The sequence below is a fragment of the Hathewaya proteolytica DSM 3090 genome (assembly GCF_900142225.1).
Lineage (GTDB): Bacteria > Bacillota > Clostridia > Clostridiales > Clostridiaceae > Hathewaya > Hathewaya proteolytica.
In genome coordinates this window covers 98,173-121,571 of record NZ_FRAD01000010.1, presented here as the reverse complement: position 1 = coordinate 121,571, position 23,399 = coordinate 98,173, and the positions used below count along the sequence as shown (strand labels likewise).

General features: G+C 37.5%; 21 protein-coding genes and 1 pseudogene. All 22 read right to left on the bottom strand.

Annotated features, from left to right (window positions below; all coding sequences use genetic code 11):
* A pseudogene (locus BUA73_RS07145) lies at nucleotides 1-185 on the bottom strand (ISLre2 family transposase); the annotation flags it as partial.
* A gap of 225 nt (nucleotides 186-410) precedes the next feature.
* Nucleotides 411-3,386, bottom strand: a complete 2,976-nt coding sequence (locus BUA73_RS07140; RefSeq protein ID WP_072903433.1) for a type I restriction endonuclease subunit R — start codon at nucleotides 3,384-3,386, stop codon at nucleotides 411-413.
* Nucleotides 3,386-4,615: a restriction endonuclease subunit S gene (locus tag BUA73_RS07135; protein WP_072903432.1), complete on the bottom strand. Its 1,230-nt coding sequence runs from the start codon at nucleotides 4,613-4,615 to the stop codon at nucleotides 3,386-3,388. The genes BUA73_RS07140 and BUA73_RS07135 overlap by 1 nt, the downstream gene beginning before the upstream one ends.
* A complete protein-coding gene (locus tag BUA73_RS07130; RefSeq protein WP_072903431.1) occupies nucleotides 4,612-6,324 on the bottom strand; it encodes a type I restriction-modification system subunit M in 1,713 nt (570 codons plus the stop codon). Before BUA73_RS07130 ends, BUA73_RS07135 begins: the two co-directional genes overlap by 4 nt.
* Entirely contained in the window at nucleotides 6,324-6,527 is a 204-nt protein-coding gene (locus BUA73_RS07125) for a type II toxin-antitoxin system Phd/YefM family antitoxin (protein WP_072903430.1), read from the bottom strand. Before BUA73_RS07125 ends, BUA73_RS07130 begins: the two co-directional genes overlap by 1 nt.
* Before the next feature lie 163 nt (nucleotides 6,528-6,690).
* Nucleotides 6,691-6,960: a DUF6809 family protein gene (locus BUA73_RS07120; RefSeq protein WP_072903429.1), complete on the bottom strand. Its 270-nt coding sequence runs from the start codon at nucleotides 6,958-6,960 to the stop codon at nucleotides 6,691-6,693.
* A 288-nt stretch (nucleotides 6,961-7,248) separates the two neighbouring features.
* Nucleotides 7,249-7,494 carry a hypothetical protein gene (locus BUA73_RS07115; protein ID WP_072903428.1) on the bottom strand — a complete coding sequence of 82 codons (246 nt, stop codon included), beginning with the start codon at nucleotides 7,492-7,494 and terminating at the stop codon, nucleotides 7,249-7,251.
* A 392-nt stretch (nucleotides 7,495-7,886) separates the two neighbouring features.
* Nucleotides 7,887-8,675 (bottom strand): aminoglycoside nucleotidyltransferase ANT(9), encoded by a 789-nt coding sequence (gene ant(9) / locus BUA73_RS07110; protein ID WP_027622104.1) that lies wholly within the window; start codon nucleotides 8,673-8,675, stop codon nucleotides 7,887-7,889.
* Nucleotides 8,676-8,806: 131 nt separating this feature from the next.
* Nucleotides 8,807-9,334 (bottom strand): phosphoribosyltransferase family protein, encoded by a 528-nt coding sequence (locus tag BUA73_RS07105; RefSeq protein WP_002294507.1) that lies wholly within the window; start codon nucleotides 9,332-9,334, stop codon nucleotides 8,807-8,809.
* Between the two features lie 43 nt (nucleotides 9,335-9,377).
* On the bottom strand, nucleotides 9,378-10,241 hold the full coding sequence (locus tag BUA73_RS07100; RefSeq protein WP_002294505.1) for an aminoglycoside nucleotidyltransferase ANT(6)-Ia: 864 nt from the start codon (nucleotides 10,239-10,241) through the stop codon (nucleotides 9,378-9,380).
* 32 nt (nucleotides 10,242-10,273) lie between these two features.
* Nucleotides 10,274-11,029 (bottom strand): class I SAM-dependent methyltransferase, encoded by a 756-nt coding sequence (locus BUA73_RS07095; protein WP_072903427.1) that lies wholly within the window; start codon nucleotides 11,027-11,029, stop codon nucleotides 10,274-10,276.
* On the bottom strand, nucleotides 11,010-11,879 hold the full coding sequence (locus tag BUA73_RS07090; RefSeq protein ID WP_000228166.1) for a nucleotidyltransferase domain-containing protein: 870 nt from the start codon (nucleotides 11,877-11,879) through the stop codon (nucleotides 11,010-11,012). Before BUA73_RS07090 ends, BUA73_RS07095 begins: the two co-directional genes overlap by 20 nt.
* A 102-nt stretch (nucleotides 11,880-11,981) precedes the next feature.
* Nucleotides 11,982-12,227, bottom strand: coding sequence for a single-stranded DNA-binding protein (locus tag BUA73_RS07085; RefSeq protein WP_000567889.1), 246 nt, complete (start codon nucleotides 12,225-12,227; stop codon nucleotides 11,982-11,984).
* Between the two features lie 143 nt (nucleotides 12,228-12,370).
* The gene (locus BUA73_RS07080; protein WP_024400882.1) at nucleotides 12,371-13,942 is read right to left on the bottom strand and encodes a recombinase family protein; all 1,572 of its coding nucleotides are present in this window, start codon (nucleotides 13,940-13,942) and stop codon (nucleotides 12,371-12,373) included.
* Between the two features lie 3 nt (nucleotides 13,943-13,945).
* Nucleotides 13,946-14,359 (bottom strand): recombinase family protein, encoded by a 414-nt coding sequence (locus BUA73_RS07075; RefSeq protein WP_044037642.1) that lies wholly within the window; start codon nucleotides 14,357-14,359, stop codon nucleotides 13,946-13,948.
* Nucleotides 14,360-15,922 carry a recombinase family protein gene (locus BUA73_RS07070; RefSeq protein ID WP_044037644.1) on the bottom strand — a complete coding sequence of 521 codons (1,563 nt, stop codon included), beginning with the start codon at nucleotides 15,920-15,922 and terminating at the stop codon, nucleotides 14,360-14,362.
* Between the two features lie 61 nt (nucleotides 15,923-15,983).
* Complete coding sequence (locus BUA73_RS07065; protein ID WP_084485389.1) at nucleotides 15,984-16,223, bottom strand: SHOCT domain-containing protein; 240 nt, start codon at nucleotides 16,221-16,223, stop codon at nucleotides 15,984-15,986.
* Between the two features lie 197 nt (nucleotides 16,224-16,420).
* Nucleotides 16,421-17,122 carry an N-acetylmuramoyl-L-alanine amidase gene (locus BUA73_RS07060; protein WP_044037646.1) on the bottom strand — a complete coding sequence of 234 codons (702 nt, stop codon included), beginning with the start codon at nucleotides 17,120-17,122 and terminating at the stop codon, nucleotides 16,421-16,423.
* Nucleotides 17,119-17,535 (bottom strand): phage holin family protein, encoded by a 417-nt coding sequence (locus tag BUA73_RS07055; RefSeq protein ID WP_044037648.1) that lies wholly within the window; start codon nucleotides 17,533-17,535, stop codon nucleotides 17,119-17,121. The genes BUA73_RS07060 and BUA73_RS07055 overlap by 4 nt, the downstream gene beginning before the upstream one ends.
* An 84-nt stretch (nucleotides 17,536-17,619) precedes the next feature.
* A complete protein-coding gene (locus tag BUA73_RS07050; RefSeq protein WP_044037650.1) occupies nucleotides 17,620-20,088 on the bottom strand; it encodes a glycosyl hydrolase family 18 protein in 2,469 nt (822 codons plus the stop codon).
* On the bottom strand, nucleotides 20,085-20,654 hold the full coding sequence (locus BUA73_RS07045; RefSeq protein WP_044037652.1) for a hypothetical protein: 570 nt from the start codon (nucleotides 20,652-20,654) through the stop codon (nucleotides 20,085-20,087). The genes BUA73_RS07050 and BUA73_RS07045 overlap by 4 nt, the downstream gene beginning before the upstream one ends.
* Before the next feature lie 222 nt (nucleotides 20,655-20,876).
* On the bottom strand, nucleotides 20,877-23,396 hold the full coding sequence (locus tag BUA73_RS07035) for a phage tail spike protein (RefSeq protein ID WP_044037656.1): 2,520 nt from the start codon (nucleotides 23,394-23,396) through the stop codon (nucleotides 20,877-20,879).
* Nucleotides 23,397-23,399 lie beyond the last annotated feature (3 nt).

The window sequence follows — 23,399 nt, the reverse complement described above, 5'->3', positions numbered from 1 at the left end:
ATACATGTATGCCTCAATCCTTTACTTCTGTAAGTCTTAGTATCTCTTTCATCCATCAACCTACGGTCTAGACGCGTCAGCACCCCTTTCATTAACTCACATGCTTCTTCACATACATATTTATATATTTTTTTCTCTAAATCATTGAAAGTTACCTCTTTATCGTTTAAACTTGTATTGTACATAATATCATCCTTTCTTGTATTGTCTCGATAACTTACATTATAACGGAAATATTATGTATATGGGAGATACTTTTTGTATCTCCTTTATTTTTTTATAAGTAGTAATTACTACTACCTTTGCCTACTAAAATTATACTCTAACAACAAAGTTTTTTACGGATAGTTACATCAAAATAGGGATTTATAGCGTAATGACACTATAAATCCCTAAAAAAATTATTTGAGTTATATCTGTGCTTGACGCAATCTATCATAAACCACATCAACAAGTAAATCCTTTACTGTATTTCCGAACTTTTCATCATCCAGCACCCTTTCACAGAAACTTTGATTTTGAACCATTCTATCTATAACAATATTCATAAACGCATCATTAAATGGATACTTAAAATGCTCAGCTGAATTGTTGCAAGCTTGTGTTCTTAATTCCTCATTTTTATCCATATCAGAAATAAACTGCTCAACAATAAGCATATCCTCTTTAGTAAAGTCTGTACCAAATTTATCATTTAGTTTATCTACCAACTCCGATAATGGTGCTTTTTCTTCTTCGGCTTTTGGTTTGCCTACATGCATGGAATTATATAGGGCTTCACTTTCTTTTAATTCAATAGCACCCTCAAATATTTTTTGCACTCTATAATATTGCAAAGATACTTCTTCATCTAAGAATAGCTGAGATACTTCGCCTTTCTTAGGTAACTTTTTAAGTAAACACTTACCATAGGCAAAGAATTTATGCATATCCCTATCATCAAGACGAACAATACCACTGACAAAAGAGTAAGTACGCACAAATTTAGTCAATGTGCTTTTAAACTCTTCCTGCTCATTATCGGCTAAAGCCTTAAATCTATCTACTGCTGGGTCAAGGTAATTGTTTAACGCTCCGAAATCCAAATTACCTTGCTTTTTAGTTGGCTTGAAAAATACTTTTGAAAATGCATTAACTTCACTATCCCAATAAACCCTAAATTCATCTAACTTAGATTTAAGGTCATATACAATATTAGCATCAGTTACTTCCTCAATAGTAGTTTGCTCATAATATGGCTGAAATGCCTCTCTTATATCATCAACAGAATTAACAAAATCCAAGATGAAAGTGTCTTCTTTACCAAAACAAGTACGATTTAGCCTTGAAAGCGTCTGAACTGCTTTTACACCACTTAATTTCTTATCCACAAACATAGTGTGTAATAATGGTTCATCAAATCCAGTTTGATATTTTTCGGCAACTAATAACACTTGATACTCACCGCTAGAAAATCTTTCAGGTAATTCTGTTTCAGGAAATTTATTCATAGATACTTCTGTGTAATCTTCTCCACCATCATGAACTGTACCAGAAAATGCAATTAAGATGCCAAGTTCCTTTTCATACCCCATCTTCTTAATATACTTTTCAAACTCTTTGTAATATCTTACGGCATGTAGACGCGAACCGGTAACAACCATAGCCTTAGCCCTACCACCAATTTTGTCTTTAGTAACAGTACGAAAATGCTCAATCATTATTTGCGTTTTTTGAGCTAAATTATGTGGGTGCAAGCTAAGATACTTACCCAATGCCTTATTAGCTTTGCTTTTTTCATACCTAGGGTCATCAGAAACCATTTTACCTATCTTAAAGTATGTTTCGTAGGTCATATAATTTTTTAGCACATCATGAATAAAGCCTTCTTCAATAGCCTGTTTCATAGAATAAATATGAAAGGATTGAGGAATACCATTTGAATCAGCAGTGCCAAACATTTCTAATGTTTTAGCTTTAGGTGTCGCTGTAAACGCAAAAAATGATAAATTAGATAATTTTCCATGAGTAGACATTTCCTTTAAAATTTCATCTTCACTATCAGTAAGGTTGTTTTCCTCACGAGCTTCTTCTTCAGCAATCTTCTGATAATACTCGTCTTCAGACACTCCATCAGTATTACCCAAAATAGCTTTCATCTTTCTACTTGCCTCGCCAGTTTGAGAAGAATGAGCCTCATCAACAATCACAGCAAATCTTTTGCCCTCTAATCCATTCACCTTTTCCAATATAAACGGAAACTTTTGCAAAGTAGTTATAATAATCTTTTTACCAGTATTAAGTGCATTTGCAAGTTGAGTAGAGTTATTATCAATTTTAATTACAACCCCATCAACATGCTCAAACTGATAAATCGTATCTTGTAGTTGCTTATCAAGTACAAGCCTATCGGTAATGACTATAATACTATTAAAAATAACCTTATCGTCATTATCATGCAAGTTGGATAAATGATGCGCAAGCCACGCAATAGAATTGGATTTACCGCTACCTGCACTATGCTGAATAAGATAGTTGTTGCCCGTGCCACTCTCTTTTACATCAGTAATCAACTTTCTTACTACATCCAATTGATGATAACGTGGGAAAATCAAATTTTCTTTCCTGCCATTGGCTTGCAAATGAATAAATCGTTGAATAATATCCAATATACTATCCTTCTGCAATACCTCATCCCAAAGATAGGAAGTACGATATGTACCATCTCCAATAGGATTGCCTTTACCGCCGTTCTTGCCCTTATTAAATGGCAAGAAATAAGTATCAATATTATTTAGCTTAGTTGTCATCCATACTTCATCCGTATCTACGGCGAAATGTACTAGGCATCTTGCCTTGAAGGACAATAACAATTCCCTAGGGTCACGGTCTTTCATATATTGTCTTTTGGCATTGTCCACAGTCTGACCTGTTATCTGATTTTTCAGTTCCAATGTTGCAAATGGCAAACCATTTACAAACAATACCACATCAATAGAATTTTCATTTTTTAAGCTATAATGCACCTGTCTTGTGATAGATAATATATTTTTTTGATAAAGCTCTGTACTTGTTTGGTTCATAGAGCTGGCAGGAGGGAAGTAACATAAGTCAAACTTAGCCGGTGCATCTATAACCCCATGACGAAGAATATGCAGCATACCCTTACTGTCTAACTCCTTATTAAGCCTTTTTAAAAAGTTAGCCTCAGTATGCACGCCATATTTTTGCTCAAGCTTTTTCCATTCCTTAGGCTGACTATCTTTTAAAAATCGAAAGAGTAGGGCAGTGTCTAAGGCATACTCACGATTATAATCTCTTGGATTTCCTTTGATATAACCACCATGGTTAATCAATGAATATTCAATTTCATTTTCAAAGGTTATCTCTTTAGTTTGAATAGCCATTATATCGCCACCTTCCCAGTAACCACCTCGCTGATAATAGCTCGACGGTATTCTTTGAGTTTTTCTATATGTTCTGTAATGTCTGCTACAAGGCCGTCAATATCAGCTATTTTTTGGTCGAGATAGTCAACAATACTCTCAATATTTTTGGGTACCACAATATATATATTGTTAAGAATTTCAAGTGAAACAAACTGCTGAACGCCACCTCTGTTTAGTAAAGTGAATTGCATTTTTGTAAGTGCTGAATTCAAGTAATATTGTAAATACCTTGCATATTTAATGTCATTTGTTTTAAAAAGAGCAACATTTTTTATGGAGAATTCTTTTTCCGTTTCAACAATAGCAGGATTACCAACCGTACCTATCATTGGCATAATTACGTTATTTTTTTCTACGTTAGAACGTTTTGAAATTTTTTCATGGTCTAGTGTTGAAATATATTTAACATCTTCAAAACTAATTTTTTCATTTTTTATATCTTTAGATGTTACTAACGGGATGGCATCAACAGAATAATCAATATATTCAGGTGTATCATGTGTCCCATCTTTTACTTCAGTATAATATTTAAGTTTCCATACTTCCCAATCCTTAGGGATTTCTCCAATCCACTCAATACCGCTATTTTTCATCTTAGCATTTTTATCTAAACCCTTTGTTACGGCTTCACTGATAACGGCTTGCCTTTTTTCTTTTAACAACTCTATCAGCTTTTGCTTGTCTTCAATCAGGCTGTCAATAGCAGCAGTTTTTCGGTCAAGGTAGTCAGCGATTGAATGTTGGATTTCTTTAGTTGCTGGAGTAGAAAAATATATATTTGCCAAATCATTTTGCGTCATCGATGGAACCGCTGAACCATATTGATAGTACGAAAAGTTAATAGTAGTCGCCAAATAATACAAATATTTAGCATCACTATCTGAATTAATATCGGTATAATACATAGTGTCTACAGTCCAAAAGGGGAAGTCTATGTATAAGGGTTTATCTATTGTCCCTTTTCTCCCAAGAAGTACAGAAGGTTTGTTCCACATGTATTTGCTTGCTCTTGCAAACTCTCCACCGCTACCCATAACTGGATATCCATTTTCTTCAGTTTCAAAATTTTTATAATCTTGTCCGTTCCTAATTTTTGCAAAATATTTTAATTTCTTTACTTCCCAATCCTTTGGTATTTCACCTATCCAAGGTTGACCGCTGTCTTTATACTTGTCATATTTTTTCATTCTCCAAGTACCTCCAACATCTTTTTAGAAATACGCTCCTCAAGTTCTTTAATCTCGCTCATTATTTCTTCGCTACTTCTAAGATGAGTAAACTTATAGAAGTGTCTTGTAAAAGGAATTTCATAGCCAATTTTAGTTTTACTTTCATCAATCCAAGCATCTGAAACATGAGGTAATACCTCGCGTTTGAAATATTCAGTTATATCCTCTTTTAGCGGCACAGTTTCCGTATCACGCAAAGCTGCATCAGCTTTTTTATTACCCTTTTTATCTAGAACAGCATTGCCCTTATCATCATACAATGGCCTCTCGACTGTTATTTTCTGATACCCAAAGTCAGTATTATCAAAATCTATATAGTCCTCATGTGGCTCATACATAGAGTATAGCTTAACAATGGCATTACGGTTTTCTTCGCTGATTAAGTTTCGCTTATTACCCAATGATTTACGCATTTTCTCAAAATAAGCCACACCATTTACAAGACGAATTTTACCTTTTCTACGGTCAGTTTTACGATTGGTTAGCACCCATATATATGTTGATATACCTGTATTATAAAATAACTGGTCGGGTAGGGCGACGATAGCCTCTAACAAATCATTTTCTATTATCCATCGGCGAATTTCACTTTCACCACTACCGGCATCGCCTGAAAACAATGGCGAACCATTAAACACAATAGCTATTCTGCTACCACCATTATCAACAGGTGTCATTTTAGATATCATATGCTGTAGAAATAGCAACGAGCCATCAGATATACGAGGAGTTCCCGCACCAAATCTGCCTGCATAGCCTTGATTTTGTGCTTCATCTTTGATAAACTTTTCAACCTTCTTCCACTCAACCCCAAAAGGAGGATTGGATAGCATATAATCAAACTTCTGCTCTTTAAATCCGTCTTCATTAAAACTATTGCCAAGCACAACACGGCTATTATTATTACCCTTTAATATCATATCAGCTTTACAAGTAGCATAGGTTTCAGGATTTAACTCTTGTCCAAATGGTATCACCTGAATTTTATCATTATTATCTCTTATCTTATTTTGAGCAACAGAAAGCATCCCACCCGTTCCACAGGCTGGGTCCAAAATGGTGATAACCTTACCATCTGTTTGCAAAATATCACCATCAGGGTCAAGCAATACATCCGCCATTAGCTCAATTACTTCACGAGGGGTAAAATGCTCACCAGCAGTTTCATTGGATTGCTCAGAGAATTTACGGATGAGTTCTTCAAACATATAACCCATTTCAAGATTATTGATTGCATCTGCACTCATATTAATCTCAGCAAATTTTTGTACCACAAGATACAAAAGCCCTGCTTTGTTTAACTTTTCTATAACTGCAAAGATATCGAAATTATCCATAATTTCTTTTACATCTTCTGAAAACCCATTTATGTAGTCACGTAAGTTCGCCTCTATTGCTGTACTGTCATCTGTTAATTTCTCAAAGTCAAACTTACTGATATTGTAATAATCATGTCCCGTATGTCTTTTAAATATAGGAGTTTTATTGGATATTGTTAGGGTCTCGTTAATCTCCAAGATTTTTTCCTTTGATGGTGCTAAAACGCAATCAAATCTTCTTAAAACTGTAAAGGGAAGAATAACCTTTCCGTATTCACTCTGTTTAAAATCTCCACGCAATAAATCTGCAATACTCCAAATAAAACCAGCTTGTTCATAAACATTCATTATATGTCCACCTCATCATTGTATTTTAACTTTTTATATCTCTCATATGAAATAACAACGGCATTAGGCTTCCCATGACTAGTGACCAATACAACCTTATCTTCATTAGAAACCTCTTTGAAAATTTTTGAAGCCTGACCACGAAGAAAGTCTGTCGCTGTATAAAATTCCGGTGGGCTTTCTTTTTTTCGAGTTTTCGGCATTGAACCACCTCTTTCGCACACTTAATTAAGTTTAATTATATCATATGGTAATTATTTTAGTCAATCTTTTATTCATATAAAAGTAATTACTTTTATATATAAAAAACACCGTAGTTATACCTACGATGTTTTATTAGATGTTTGAATATATTATCAAAACCCTTTAATATTCATTATAAATGTCAGCTATTAACCTTGCGCCCATACGAAACCCGTACACAAACATTCTATCAAGTTCCAAACCAGACATTCTAAGCCTTATTTCAAGAATGTTTTTAAACAATAACTTTTCTTCATTATTTAACAGATTATCTAATCTCAAAATTAACTCTTCGCTTTCCTCATTCAACATGCGCCATTCCCTATCACTAGGGTATCCAAACCCCTCAGTGAAAGATGTTGCATTATTAAACAAATCTTCAATCAAACCCATATTATCACCACCAATCTATATCGGTCACATGATAACGCATTTATTATTCGGCATCAAGTCTCAGTTTTTTCTTTATCTATAATACTTTGATTATTACGTGCTAAAATAAACGAGGGGAACAAGAGCGAGAAAAGAGACAATGGACACCCTTATTGTTCTCATCTATGTCTTTCCCATTACTATGTCAGACTATAGACTTTCACGTACTCACGCAGGATGCATGCACAATAAAAAGGATATAAAGCTGAAAATTTTCAACCCTATATCCTTTTTATACCACATATTCAATTACTCATCATTAATCAGGAATTCCATTCCCTGTCTATTCTTAACATACTTAGGTTTCTCATTTGGTGATGATTTAGAGGTTGTATATTTACCCATATTCAATCTTTCAGAATATAAAACAGCGCCACACCTATTGCATTTAAGTTCTACTCTGCCAATAACTTTACTATCTATAATCATCATAACCCGTTTACAATTTACACACTTAATAGTACCGTAACTACCTTCTCTAAGTTCAAGCTTCATCTTTCCATCACCCTCTATTTATCAATGTTTATTCAATGTATTTACTAATTTTCACTAGTATATATACCTCTCCTCATTAATAATAGAAAAATTAGAAATAATTTATGTCCACTTAATTAAAAACTGTAGTTATTTTATCTTATACTGTTTAAAAATGTGAGAATTGCAATGCAAAAAAATTTTCTTACTCTTTTTCCCTCACAAGCGACACACAGCACTCCACATGGCTCGAGTTGATGGCATTGATGTCATATTACTTTGCCCGTCTGTGGAAACATATCAGCAGCATTTTTGGAACTATCGGTAGACGGGAACATATCCAGCGGTTTTTGACCATTTTAAGAAATTTCGGTATGAGAGAACCTATCAATGGAATTCTCAACACCAGCCTTTTAGAGATTAAGGGAAGACTCTATAGACTTCTTCATATTATTAACGAGTTCAGTCACCTCAGAATCCATTCCTTTCCACTTATCAATATACCCTCCTAGATAAGCCTTTCTTGCTTTGTCAAGTAAAATGGCATGCTCATAAGGTAATTGAGGTATTGCCCATTCAGCTGCCAGATCTTTTGATCTGATTTCACCAGTAGATGCTGTCACCCACATTCTGGCTAAAGTTAAAATCACATTGCGTTCGTCACCTTTAATGCTAGTTATCAACCCGGGCAACGATTCTTTAATTGCTTTTCGAATATCTGTCATTGGCACAGGCTCAATTACTTCTGTTGCCTTTGGTCCCAAAAGGTTAATACTATTTTTTCTTAGTTGTGCTAAAAGTATTGCTAAATCCGGATCATAAGTCGACTCAGGAATTTCTCCCTTTTCAAACTGCTCTCTTAGCCACTCGCCATACATAAATTCATATTTGGGGGGGAAATGCCAAGGGACAATATCCTTTTGATTTATGACCGTAACTTCAAGAGGCCTCATATCTTTTATGTTTCCTATTTTCCCAGATATAAGCATTAACCTATTTGTAAGATTCCTTCGAGTTTTTTCAGATAAACTTTGATTTGTTATTACCAAAATATCTACATCGCTATTCATACGTAAACCACCCATTACTGCCGAACCATACAAATACACCCCAATTAACATATTATCAAGTAGTTCCGCTATAGTTTTTAATGCTTGAATTGCTTCTTTCGGAATTTTTTTGTTACTTAAATCTATACTCAACTTCGATCTCCTTTCGTCTGAAAACTGTTTTTTAACGCCTCTTAAAATTTATAAAAAAAGAGTAAACATCTTTCGTTGTATTGTAAATTAACGCCATCCAAAATTTTGATTCAAGATTTTCTTTCGGTTTATTATATGTTTGAGCCAATATAAGCTACAAAACTGCTGTCTATCCATTTTTGAGTAACCTCATTTATATCAATCCCAATAGTAGCCAACCCAATAATGCTGCAATCCAATTTCTCTAACAAAGCTATTAAAGCCTTCATTTGAGAACCTGTCTCTATCCAATCATCTACAATCAAAACTCTTTTGTTCCTCACAATAGAACTCTTAGATATTTCAAAGCTTTTATCTTGACCTGAATAGTCGGTAAAATGTGTCGAAATAATCTCTTCTTTTGCGTATGGCAGCTTATCACCTTTTCTTACTCCAATAAACCCCACTCCAAGTTCTTTGGCTATGGCAGTGCCTAGTATCCATCCAATTGCTTCTGGGGCAGCCACATAATCTACTTTATTTTGAAAATCCAATGATAGTACTTTTACAATTTTATCAAAAACGGTTTTATGTGTAAAAATAGTTAGTAAATCATATTTTCCAATTGAGTTACGAGGTAATATACCTCTAATTTCATTTATAACATCAGTACTTTCCATACATTTACACCCCTTGCTTATGGTTAATAATCTTTGCTAATCTTTAAAAATAGTCATTTTCAACATATTTTTTATACATGTCCTCGGTATATCTTGTTATGTTCTTACCATACTCTGGATAATCAAACCCCAGTAGTTCTGCTACCTCTTTGGACACTTCCCTGAACAATTGGTGGCATATAAATAATGACTTCCAAATATTTTCATAGGAATCCATGCGATATGTAGATAATAATCTATTCCATAGATCTTCATCAATGTATTTGTTAATATACTTATAATTTTTCCCAACACTTAATGAAAATTCTGTCTTTATCCCAACCTTCCACGACATCATCCTAAGTAGTTCAAACCGTAGAATCTGGTTCAGATGATCGATTGCAAACAGTATCTCTTTGCGGCACAATCCTTTAATAACATAAGGTGTTACATTCCAAAATTCATTGCAGCAATCATCATACTCCCTTGCGCTTGGCTTTCTTACATGATAATCTATATCAGTCGGAACTATGTCCCTTTTAATTCTACAATCTTTATCAATTAGAACCTTTATTAATTTATCGCCCTTTAGGTAATTATCTAACTCTTCCAAGGGCAATAAGGTAAGATCAATTTTATTGTAATCATCAAATAGCATAAGATAGGAAAATCCCTTTTCTTCAGGTGGGAATAATTCCATATCCTCCGGCTTTTGCATCATTATTATATTCCCAAATTGATTAAGCCAGTCATCATTAGATATAAACGGTTCTATATCACTTACAAAATATGTAATATCATAATCCTGAAATTCATCTTTAGGTATATTAATATTTGCGCGTGACCCCTCAAGGGTCACAATTCGAATACGTTCATCCTGTTCTGCTAAAGAAAGTACTAAATCCATCATTTCTTTTTCTGATCTCATTTACATACTCCTCGTTTATTTTTTCTATATTATTACATCTTCTTTTTTGCCGATACAATCAGCATCATTGGGCGTCGCATTTCATCCGCCATCCCCGGAATATCCATCATGTTCTCTGGCGGCTGTGGCTCCACAATCTGATTTATTATAAAACTATTTGAAAGCAGTGTATTTAGATATGTGGTCAGTGTTCTATGATATGTGGTCAGTGTTCTATGATATTTTGTAACCTTTTCTTCCAAAAACATAGCTGTCCGTTTGCCCTCATAATAATAATTGTCCACCGGGAAATGCAGTATTTCTCCTTTTTCGTTATAATACCAGTCTTGTGTTCCATGAGCAGTAAAAACAGGATGTTCAACTGTAAAAACTAAATTGCCACCAGCCTTCAGCATCCTATATATCTTTTTTATTAAATTCTCATAGTCTGCTACATAATGAAACGCAAGCGAACTTAGTATTACATCAAAGCTCTCCTCTGGGAAATCCACATCTTCTATGGCACAGCATTCATATTCAATCTGTGGAAAATGGGTTTTTCCTTTTGCTACTTCGAGCATTTTATGAGAAATATCAACACCTACTACAGAGGAAGCACCGTTTTCCATCGCATATATACAGTGCCATCCATAGCCGCATCCTAAATCAAGCACACGCTTACCCTTAAAATCAGGTAGCATCTTTTTCAAAGTCTCCCATTCTCCCGCACCAGCCAGTCCTTTCTGCGAGCGACTCATTTGACTGTATTTTTGAAAAAATATATTATCATCATATTTGTTTTCTTTCATCTGAACTCTCCTCGTTTAAAAAGTTATTTATCTCCGATACAATTTCATTCACTTCATTATAAAGCTTCTCGGTCATGTCGTAGCATTCAAAAAGTGAGATACCGAGTACTTCAAAAATATGATTTACCTTCTCGGTATATTTTTCAGGTTTATGTTCAAAAGTTTCAAGCAGTTTTATAGCTTTCTTTTCGTTGATACAATAAGCATTATTACATGCAAATAACACTTGATTTAAACATGAAACTATACGAAAAACATGACCCGCAATATAATATTTATCGTCTGTTCCCGAATTTGCTTTTACAAACATTAAAGAGAACCCTGCTTCAAACATAAAAAAGTTAACTAAACTTTTCTGCAAAGCATTGGGATAAGTTTCTGCCTGTTTTTTTAATTCGCATAAGCTTTCATTCTTAGCATATAGTATTTTGCTAATCGCTAATTCTCCTCGATACATTGCACTAATATAACCATGGGGATGCCCAGTCTGATAATTGGCAGTAACAATTCCGTGCTCTGTATCTTTCATTATTTGTTCCACACGTTTAATATCACGTAAAATTAAATCCACATGATACCCGTTTATGACTAACCATCCGCCGCCATTAATCCAATCACCCCATGCTCCGGGAGGTACAACAAGGTTATTTCTATGCTCATCATCCAGCTTTGTAGCGAATTGATTAATAGTATTTATGTCAAATGATTCTGAATTGTAATAGATGCCGATATCTATATCCGAATCCTCTGTATGGGTGCCCCTTGCACGTGAACCACCTAAAACAATACCTTCTATATAAGACAGAGAGGATAATTTCTCTGCTACTGATTTAATAATATTATCTACCATCAAGCATGCTCCTTTTATCGATTCACTGCTGTAAAAATTCCAAGCCAAATCTTTTGCTTCTACTCAACATATTTATAATTTTTTTAATTTCACAAAAGATAGTTAAAACTTATCAATTGTCTTTTTATACCTCTGCTGATTAGATGAAGTCTTTTCAATAGCCTTTAAATTACCATTCATTTTGCTAACATGGTTTAAAAATAACGTTCCAAGCAGAAGTCGATCCTTTCTGGGTATCCTATTCCACACATATCCCTTGAATAAATCTTTAACAAGAAAAACTTCGCCATCATTTAGATTTTCAGTTTCTCTAATAGCTTCTTCCAATAGCTCATTTACATCAATCATGTTGTCCACTCCTTATTAATAATAATATCAACAACATTGTTGATATTATTATACGTATATTCACAGTCAAAGTCAATCCGTAAATAAGAAAAGCCACCAATCAAGGAAGTAACACCTCTCAATTGGTCGCCATTTCTGATATCCTATATCTCAATATCTATTTCAACACCTGATTTAAATTCAACAGTGAGCTTATCATCAAATACCGTAACTTTTTCAATAAGCCGCCTTACTAATTGCTCATCATATTCCTCCAACTCGCAGGATTGTTCATTTAAGAAATCAGTCATTTCAGCGATTCGTTGCCTTTTTCCTTCACGCTCTGCATTCTCTGCAAGTGCATTTTGCTTCAATTCTCGAAGGCGGTAAATTTCATCAGCCACATCTTCATAGTCATTCTTGGACTTTGCTTGTATAAGAAGCTGTTGTTGTAATTCTTCCAATTTGCCATCAATATCATCGGTGGCATTATCATTTTCTTCATTAAATACAGTAGCTATGTTTTTCTGCAAGGTTGAGAGGAAGGGTTCTTTGTTAGCCAAAAGCTCGTTAATAGCCTTGACCACTGCTGTCTGCAATGTTTCCTCGTTTATGGTAGGAGCAGTGCATTCAGAGCCTTTTTCCTCTAAACGACTGACACATCTCCAAACAATAGACTTGTAGCCTCTGTTATTCCAATGTACCCGTCGGTAAATATCGCCGCAGTGTCCGCAGTAAACAATACTCGATAAAGCATACTTGCTGCTATAGACTCGCTTTTTACCGCCTTTGCGGCCACGAAGATTTGCTCTTCGAACCATCTCTTCTTGAACTTGCATAAAAAGCTCCCTTGGAATAATCGGCTCATGGCTGTTTTCTACATAATACTGGGGAACGATGCCGTTATTCTTGACCCGCTTTTTAGAAAGGAAATCAACCGTATATGTCTTTTGTAGAAGGGCATCACCGATGTACTTTTCATTCTGCAATATCTTTTTTAGTGTTTCTGGTCTCCATTTGGCTTTGCCTGCCGCTGTAAGAATACCGTCTGCTTCTAGTCCTCTTGATATTTGTAAAAGACTAGCTCCTTCAAGGTACTCTCTATAAATCCGTTTAACAACCTCTGCACCCTCGGGGTCGATGACTAGTTGCTTGTTTTCATCCTTGGTGTATCCAAGGAAACGCTTATGGTTGACCTGGACTTCACCTTGTTGATATCGATACTGAATGCCCAGCTTAACGTTCTGACTTAAGGATTGGCTTTCCTGTTGGGCAAGGGAAGCCATAATAGTCAGCATAATTTCACCCTTGGAATCCATGGTGTTGATATTTTCTTTTTCAAAGAATACAGCGATGTTTTTATCTTTTAACTGACGGATGTATTTAAGGCAGTCTAACGTGTTTCTGGCAAATCGGCTGATGGATTTTGTAATGATCATGTCTATTTTTCCTGCCATACATTCCTCAATCATGCGGTTGAACTCTTCACGCTTTTTGGTATTTGTACCTGTGATACCATCATCCGCAAAAATCCCTGCCAATTCCCATTCCTTGTTTTTCTTAATATAGTTTGTATAATGTTCAATCTGAATTTCATAACTTGAAGCCTGCTCCTCACTATCCGTTGAAACACGACAGTAAGCAGCCACTCGTATTTTGGGTTTGCTCTCACTAGTTTTATTATTTCCGACTCGTTTAATTGCCGGAATCACTGTGACATTTCTACTCACTGCCACTTGTTACACCTCACTTTCTATCAAACTGTAAGCATATTCTGCCTGCTTATATGGATCGTCATATTTTTGTACCAGAGGTTTTGCTTTGAACTTTACAGGATAATCCGTTTTTGGTACATCTTTAGGCTCCCATATCCGTCCAAGTTTTTCTGCTCGCTTTTGTTTTTCTAACCTTGCTTTTTCAAATATCTCCTCATCAATAATTGGAGGATAGAATTCGTCTCCAAGGTATTGCTTGTTCTGTAGCATCCTACTTACTGTGGCATGGTAGCAATCTATCCCAGCTTTTATTGCAGCATTCTTCAAGGATAATCCTGACAAGTAACCTGAAAATAACTCTTTTACTTGTTCTGCTGCTTTATCATCTACAACAGCCTTTCCATCTTCAATTCTATATCCATAGGGTGTGTGACCCATCTAATTCACCAACCTTTCCTTCAATGTGATTCCACATTTTAATTCAAATCCGACTTTCTCTCGTGAAAAAACAATAATCTTCTCTACGTAATTTTCAAACAACTCATCCTCATAAGCTGTGAGCATTTTGGACTTAGTGGCAAACTTAAGCAGACGGTCAACCTCATCTACCTTTGCAATATTGCCATTGACGGAACGAGTAAGTTGATCCTTTTCGGCAAGAAACCTTTCTCTTTCTGCCTCCAGTGCATTCTTTTCTTTATTAAACAGAGCAGGTTCCAGATACCCTTTGGCCATTAAACCTGTCAGTACCTGGCTCTGCTCCATGTTGTTTACAATTTTAGTTTCCAACTCTTCGATTCTACGAAAACTTTTCGCATTATTCTTGCTGCGCAACTCATCCAAAAGTGGCCTTAATATGAACTTGTGACCAAAAATGAGTTTATTCATCATTGTGGCAAATGCAGTCTTTATATCTTCATCTCGAATGAACTGCATAGAACATTCCGTTATATTGCTTATATGCTTACTGCAGCACCAAGCAATGTATTTTCTTCTAGATGAATGAACCCGTCTTTTGAAAGTACTGCCACACTCCGAGCAGATAATTTTGCTAGAGAAAGCATATCGGTTTAAATATTTGCTGTTGCGCTTTTCGATGCCTTTTTCCTTTGCTCTCTGATTGAGAACGGCATCCACAGCTTCAAAATCTTCATGGCTGATAATTGCCTCATGATGGTTTTCTACTAGGTACATATTTTTCTCACCGTAATTGGTGTGCCTGTTAAAATGGCTGTCAGTATAAGTCTTTTGCAAAATAACATCGCCAGTATATTTTTCATTGGTCAGAATCCCTCGAATGGTAGTAGCCGTCCAACGGCCACCTCTTTTTGATGGGATACCTTTTTGATTAAGATCATTTGCAACTTTCTGTGTACCTTTGCCCGATAATACTTCTGCAAAAATATACTTCACAACTTCAGCCTGCTTGAGGTTTACTATCATCTGACCGTCAATGTTTTGATACCCATATGGTGGGTAGGAAATTTTAAAGGTTCCGTTTTGAAATCGTCTTTGAATGGCCCACTTCGTATTTTCAGAAATGGAAATTGACTCACTTTCTGCAAGCCCACTTAAAATGGAGAGCATCAATTCACTTTCCATTAAACCCGTATTGATGTTTTCCTTCTCAAAATAGATATGAACCCCAAGGTCTATCAGTTTTCGAACCATCTCCAAGCAGTCTGTAGTATTTCTCGCAAATCGGCTGATGGACTTTGTAATGATTAGGTCAATTCTCCCAGTTTCACAGTCTGATAACATTCTAAGTAGGTCAGAGCGGTTTTCCTTTTTCGTGCCGCTGATTCCCTCGTCATAATATAAGCCTGCATATTCCCATTCCGGATTCGCCTTTATGTAGGTCTCATAATGGGCCTTTTGTGCTTGCAAGCTGACTAGCTGTTCATTACTATCTGTTGAAACTCGGCAGTAGGCAACTACTCGCATTTTTGCCTTAATAAAAGAGTTGGCTAGATTCCCTTCTATTTTCGTTATCTTTTTCATCCTCTCACCTCCTTCTTGGTATGTCACATATTACCTCTGAAACCCTTATATATCAAGGATTTCAGGGCATTATCTCAGCTAAAAAAGGGGAGAAAGTTTGGCGGTTGAGTGCATCTATCTTGTTAAATTCCACTTCAGTTATTAAGCCTTTTTCGAGCATCTTTCTCAGCAACTTTTCTGCCTGGATATAATCAAACTCACGTTGTAACTGTTCCTGTGAAACTCTCTTAAGTGCGGTGGTGCTTTTGTCTATAACCTCATCCGAGATCTTCGTAACTTTTTTATTCTCGTGCTGATTCACTAGGAATCACCTCCTACCTAATAGCCGTGGGAACAGGTCGAAGTTGAGGATTTGTAGAATTTAATTAAATCAAGGCATAAAAAAAGAGCCTGCAAGGGAAGAACCCTCACAGGCTACTTAAATTTAATAGTTTAATATTTTATTTGAGAGGCTTGATGAAATTTAAGAAATACTGTTTTTTTACCTGCTCTATTTGATTAATCATACTTAATAAATGCATCCGTAAAGCCTGCTTTTTTAGCTTTGGCAAGCTGTGCCTCAGCATTTGCTTTAACAGAATAAGCACCGATCTGCACACGGTAATATTTCTTATTCACCGTGTCTGCTGGTTTATTTTCGGCACTTAATAGTTTCTTTACATCCGCTCGAAAGGTGTCCATACTCTTCCCATGCTTAGGAAACCAGTGCATCACGTCTGCATGATTACTGGCAATGCCTCGTTTATAACCTTCGCTATGACAAATGATATCTCTTTCACTAAACCCATAAAGTTTGCAAAGATATACACAAAGCTCCACAGCTTCCTTATAAACAGCAGAAAAATACGAGGCATCGGTCAAACCGTCCTCGCAAATTTCAAAACCAATATGGGAATTATTAGCAGCTCCTCCAGCATGCCAACCACGATGATTCCAAGGCAATGTTTGATAGGTGGCAATAGATCCATCTGCTAATTTACCAATAAAGGCATGGACGCAGACTTCACGCCCTCCAGGTTTGCTTTGATTCCAATGGTTGTTATACTGGTTCTTTCCTAGCAAGCCATCGTCTGGACCAACGTAGCGTTTTAGGTTTGGGTTGTTAGCCCCTGTTGAGTGAACCATTATACCCTTCGGTTTTATTGTTTTACCTGCCTTGTAGCAGGCATTGTTCGTAAGTATTAATTTACGTAGATTCATTTATAGTCCTCCTTGTCGCTTCTGTTGTGAAGCTGCTCTAATATATCCTTGAGTTTCTGTGGCACAGGCAGACCAACATGAACAGCATTTTCAAGTATGGATATGCCTTCATTTGAAAGATAAAAAAAGATGACCGCTGTTCGTATAACAGAGCCATCTCCAATAACGTTTTTATCAATAATGTGACCGATTGCTACCAGTGAAAAGATGAGTACTTTCTTGAATATGCCGCGAAAGCCTACCTCACTGGATAGCTTCTTATCAAGCACAGCACACATCAAACCTGTGATGTAATCAATCACAACAAAAGTAAGTAAAGCATATAAAAATCCGTCCCATCCTCCGAGAAAATATCCGAGCCAACCACCAACAACAGCAAATGTCACTTGAATCCAGTTCCAAATTTCCTTCATTATCTTAACCTCCTATCATTTTGATTACATAAAAAAACGCCAACCGAAATAGGCAAGCGTATACTTGTATAGTTTATTTTTCCTCTATATTTGTTTTGGCAAAGCTTCCCATAGCCGCATATCTTCCTGTCCCAATGACCAGATAGCAATACCCCGTAGGTCCCAACGATAAGCCGCTTCGTTTGACCAGTAGACCAGCGAATCCACATCTTGATAGTACAAAATTGAAAAGCCATCTGCATCACCGAGAAACAACCGAGATATCCAGACGTTTATGTCCTTTGGTATAACCTTCGCTGTATAATCTGCATTGCATGGTATCTGCAAGAGATTACTATGATAAAAGTCATAATCCATGGAAATATCCTCACTTCTGGTGGAGGCTTCCTCTACATCAGCTGTAAGAGTAAATACATGAAACTTACTATCCCAAGTTACACCATTCCTAGCAATTCTGCCATACTGCATAAGTGATCCGTCTGGCATGGTGACATCAAAGGCTTCGTAAGGTTCATAAGTCCATGCATCGCCTAAGCGGAGAAGTTCACATTTAATTTGCCCATCGGACTGAATACCACAATAGCCACCCGTACTTGAGATGTTTGCAGTAAAACGAAGTGTGTTGGAATTCCCAGAGTAGACACGCACCTTATTTCCACGTTTCCTCATTTCAATGAGATACATATTCGGATTGGTGCGAATGTCAGCATCTGAAGTCTTATAGTAACTTGCCGGATAACTACCAAGTAATGTAGAGCCTTGGTATAGCTCCACTTGTTGGGTGTCAATGTTGATACAGCAAAACACATTCCCACAAAATATCCCTGCTCTTCCGCTACCATTCATAGGAAAGGCAATTCTAGCACGGATATGCACATCACGAAAGCTATCGTATTTCCAAGCAAGCTGACCACTTCCTTCAAGCTGAGAATACGGACGATTGCCATTGTCTTCAGGATTTTGCCATACACTCCAACTCCCCGATAACGTCTGCCAGTAGCTTTCTGGCAGGATGACGGGATCTCTAAAGTCTTCATACCAAGCTAACGCTGAATCCGGCTTACGGCGCAAAACCTCTGTAGTAAGCTTAAACCCTTTGTCTGGAACAGCCATGTTACCATTTACGTCTTTAAAGCTTCGTGGAGATAAACTGAAGGTTGCCTCTCCAGCAGAAGGATGTTCACTAAAATTAGAACAAACCCGGAAACCATAAAATTGAGTACCAACTACACCACCTTCAATCGTAATGCTATGTGTTCCTGCTAGGAGATTTACATTAGTGGCAAGTTCTGCCCAATAAGTTTTCCTCCAGTATGGCCACCATAGACGATTCTCTGAGTAGCTAACCACTGTACCGTCAAGTGCAATTGTGATACCATTCTTATCCCAGAACGGAAAGCAAAGCTGTACAACTACATCATAAGTACCTGATTTGTCAATTGTAAAGTTGTACTCCGCTTTACCTTCACTTGACGAAAGAGTGATCATTCCATTACCAACCACAACACCATCTGTGTAGCTGTTCGGTTCACCATCTCGGTTAACATATATAGTTCCAAACTCCGACTTTTGTGTTTTCCCGTAACAAGTAAGATATTTTCGCCGATTATATGTTTCAGCAATAATAGGAGCTTCTCGTGATACTGCGTCCCAGCCTTCCATATAATCGTAGACATGTGGCAGCGCCCATGGTACTTTATCGTGATCATCCCAGTAGGCAATGATTGGGATAAATGGTTGTGGAGGCTGATCATTTGTAAAGTTATACACCCCAGTCATCCAGTTCTTAGCTGCATAGTAAGTGTTCGATGTACCGCGATAAGTCTTACCTAGGTTGGATGGATAGTCGTAAATCTGCCAATTCCAACCGTAACCAGGTAAACCCATATATACTTTTTGTGGTGACATAGCTGTAATAGCATAATTGTAGATACCTTCAAGCCAGCTCCTTGGTGATACTGGACCTGGAGCTGAACCTGCCCATGCCATGCCATAACTCATGATTGCTGCCGTATCACAATAATCGTTAAGGTCGGCATAAACACACCAATTTTCTCCACCAACTGATCCTTGCACACCCGTCATTCCAGGTAAGCAGATATTGACCAGTTTTGATGAATCATAGTTTTTAACAGTCGAGTATATATCAGCGAATAGAGCATTTGCGGCAGCACGGTTCTCAAATCCGCCACCGCGCTCTAAATCGATATCTACACCTGCACACCAAGGGTATTTGTTCATAATACGCACTATTTCTGAGAGGAATTTCGACTTTGCACCACCTTCGTTATTTCTCAGAGCCGTAAATATGCTCTCTGTCCCATGGTTCATAATGGTAAGTAACCATTTGATATGTGGCCACTTTGTACGATATGGAGTAAGGGAAGAAACGCTAGTACCTGTTTCCGTTATCGTGCCTGTGATGTCTACCTCAAAAGTGAAAATACCAACAGTATCTAAACGGTCACCGTAATCGTTCAAAGCCTGATACATCCGAGCATTGCCCATGAAGGACCATACCATACAGCGTTTACCCTTAATATAATCTTTCATGGACGCAGATCCCCTTTCAGCATTTCTTTGTATTCGAAATATACCCTAGCAGATTTTCTGTCTTGTAGCTTTACTTGGTGCTTACTGTCGGTAGCGGCTGTGTATTGAAAGAATCCATGTTTCGGCGTGGGATAGCCGTTTCTCAAACACTCTCTTGTTGAAGCCTTAAGTGCAAATTCATCACCTGGGTAAGCCTCTGAATCAAATTTTACCTTATGTGAACCCATCCCCTGTGAAAGCTGAATACTACCAGCTTCCATAGCTTGCAGGGGGTAGATATAACAATCTAGCCCGCTTGAAGTTTCTCCGAGGTTAAAAATAATGATTGTGTCTCCACTACGGACTACACCATTGTGGAAACGTACCGGATTAGGCGAATGCTTTAGGAACGTTTCCGTGTGTAGCGTGTATCCTGTCAGCTTGTCACCCTCCTGAAGTTGTAGGTCGGTGAAATAAATCGAACCCGTACAGTTGGTAATAAGGGGACGCACAGTAATACTAACTATACGCTTTTCTGATTTTACTTTTATGACTTCCGCGAAACGTATAAAATTGCTTTCCTGCATAGCCATCACCTACCCGTCGTTCGTCCACTTGATTTCGCATACATGACCGACCCAGCCAGTGGCTATAGAACCTGCCTGCAGCATAATGTCAGTGAAATATACTTCTCCCGTGCAGTTTGAAACTACCAACCGAATGGTGATAGAGTGAAGCGTTCCATACCCTTTAGGTGTTGCATCACGAGCAATTTGTTGAAATACAGCCAAATCAATCACCATCCTTTCTTAAAACAGGTCAATAAATCTCGTTTCAGTAGTTCCATCTTCAAACTCAAATACTACCTCGATACCCACTTGTCCATCTATACCTTTTTGGAGATTATCTGATCCTATTTGTGCTGATATGGTGTAGTTACGGCGGGATGCAGGATATACTGTTTGAGCCATACTTTTTGTAGAGGTTGCAGAACCTACCGCTTTAAATGAAGCTGTACCTGTCACACCTTTTTCAGTGTCCACCTCAAAACCTGAATTCTGCCAGTAAGCAAAGCCATCGTCTGCTCTACTATTACGCAGATGGTTAAACGGCACCATATCTTTGATTTCCTGCCCAATGAGGTTGCTTTGGTCGAGCTGATCAGCGAGAATGCTAGAAGACGTATCACCAAGTTCACGAAGTTTTGATGATAATTCAAGTACAGTTTTCCATGGCTCCTGAAGATTGTATTGTCTGCGAACAACCCTTGTTTTGATAGTAAGATTCAAATCTCTATCATCCACCGTCACAATGTCGCCAAGTGACCACCTTTCATGCTCATAACCTGTCAGCACAGACAAATCCATCGCTGATAGCACATAGGAAACACGGGGCTTTGAAAATTCTGCGAGTCGCATATTCGTAAACTCAAGCATTTGATAAGGATTTGTGAAATTCGAAAGATCGAGTGTTGAAACCCGCACCTCATTGCAATATTCATAGTTTTCTACATATTCATTGCCACTATTGATCGTGGCAAAGGTCATGCCATCTTTACCATGGGCATATAACCTTGTCACCAGAGAGCGGGTATCAACAACTCTCTTGATACCTGTAAGGTTTTTCTTATAGGCAAATAATGCACCACTATCTCTACCACTAAATGTAAGTAAATTTACAAGACGGTTTCGACTATCAAATACTAAGTCTCCACCGTGAATCTGTTGCGTCATTCTGAGTATGGCCAATGCATTCTTCTCTTGGCATTGCCATGTCCGTTTGGTAGTGACATCAACTACACCAAGAGACCATCCTGTGCCTTCCAACGCATAACTCATTGGAACAGAGGGTAAATCGGCATTAAACTCTCGCGGCTGTTTTTCATCTGAAAAGGTCAAATCATAAAATGCTGCTTCCGCATATACAGTGGTCAGAATCCCTGTTCCATCTGCTCCTTTTTCATCTGTCAGTGTCCTTATGCGATAAATGTCATGTGCAACCTGAACCTGTTTTTCATTATCTAAATATACACGTTTGTTATCATTCCATGGCAGTTTGAATTCCAAAGTATCTGCGCCATTAATCTCTCCCGTTACGATGATGTCATATGCATTTTCAAGTACTGCTTCCCATGCGCCATTCTCGTCCAGCACGACAGGCCTAGCAAAACCCAGTTTTTCATATGGAGCTTTCGGTATGTCGTGAAGTGTGATATCCAAAAGTCTCGGTGTAACCAAGGGATCAATAGTTGAAAGTGTAATCCTATAACGAATAAAGTTACGGTTTGGAGAAACCAGTTCACCGTTGGAACCCACCTCCTGCCACGCCGACCAATCCTGCAAATCGTCTGACGTAGCCGTCTCTATAGTAGAAATAGAAGTCACACCTGCAGTATATTCCGAGGTTACAGACACCCGACCACTACCTGCAAGAGAACATTCTGCAGCTATAGTCGTAAGCTGCCCACTTTCAGGATATCTGTTGTTAGTATCCTTGAGGAGTGTTACCACACCTGGCTCTGTTATAGCATCAACCGCACCACTGGTATCACCACCGTTGGCAAGCATTGACTGCTTGAAATGTCGTTCTAAACCCTCAATTGTAAGCTGTGAATTCACTTCAATGAACCAATCATCAAATCCACCTGCATAATAATACTGATTTGCATGCATTCCAATCACAATATCGGCTGTGCAAGATGGGTTTAATGTTCCCGTGAATGTCCGTTTGGGTGCAATCCAGACCGTTGCGTCTGCTCGGTTACAAAGAATAAACTGCGATGTCTTGGCATTCACTTCAATAATTGCTGCAATAAAGTACCACCCACCATTAACCATGTTAAAACTTGGTGTTTCACTCTGGTCGAGAATCAGTGAACCAGAAGAGTTATATAACATCATTCGAGGTCTGCCCTGGTACAGGGACAAGTATAGAATAGGTTGACCCGGACCTTGTCTTGTATTAAACAGCGGAATAAAGGTCTGTCCTACAGAGTAGGTAGTTGGGTTTATCCATCCACCTACTGCGATTTTATCGCCTAAATTGGAGAAAAATGTACCATCATTCTTTGCAATCAAGTAGGTTTTCTCTGATGTCGGATTAACAATATTCTGACGAAAAAATCGTCCATAACGACCGCTTGGGAGACTTGCCGATGTTCCAGACCATCCCGATATAGTGACGTGCCGACCGTGGCCACTCGCATCTACAAGTTTAACATCGGAGTCAGGTCCAGACTCATTGAATCGCCAAAGGGCAAGGGTATTCTCACTTACAGGAAACTCACCCGTAAAGTCAGTTTGTGATGTCAATATTGATTTAATTGCCATTTG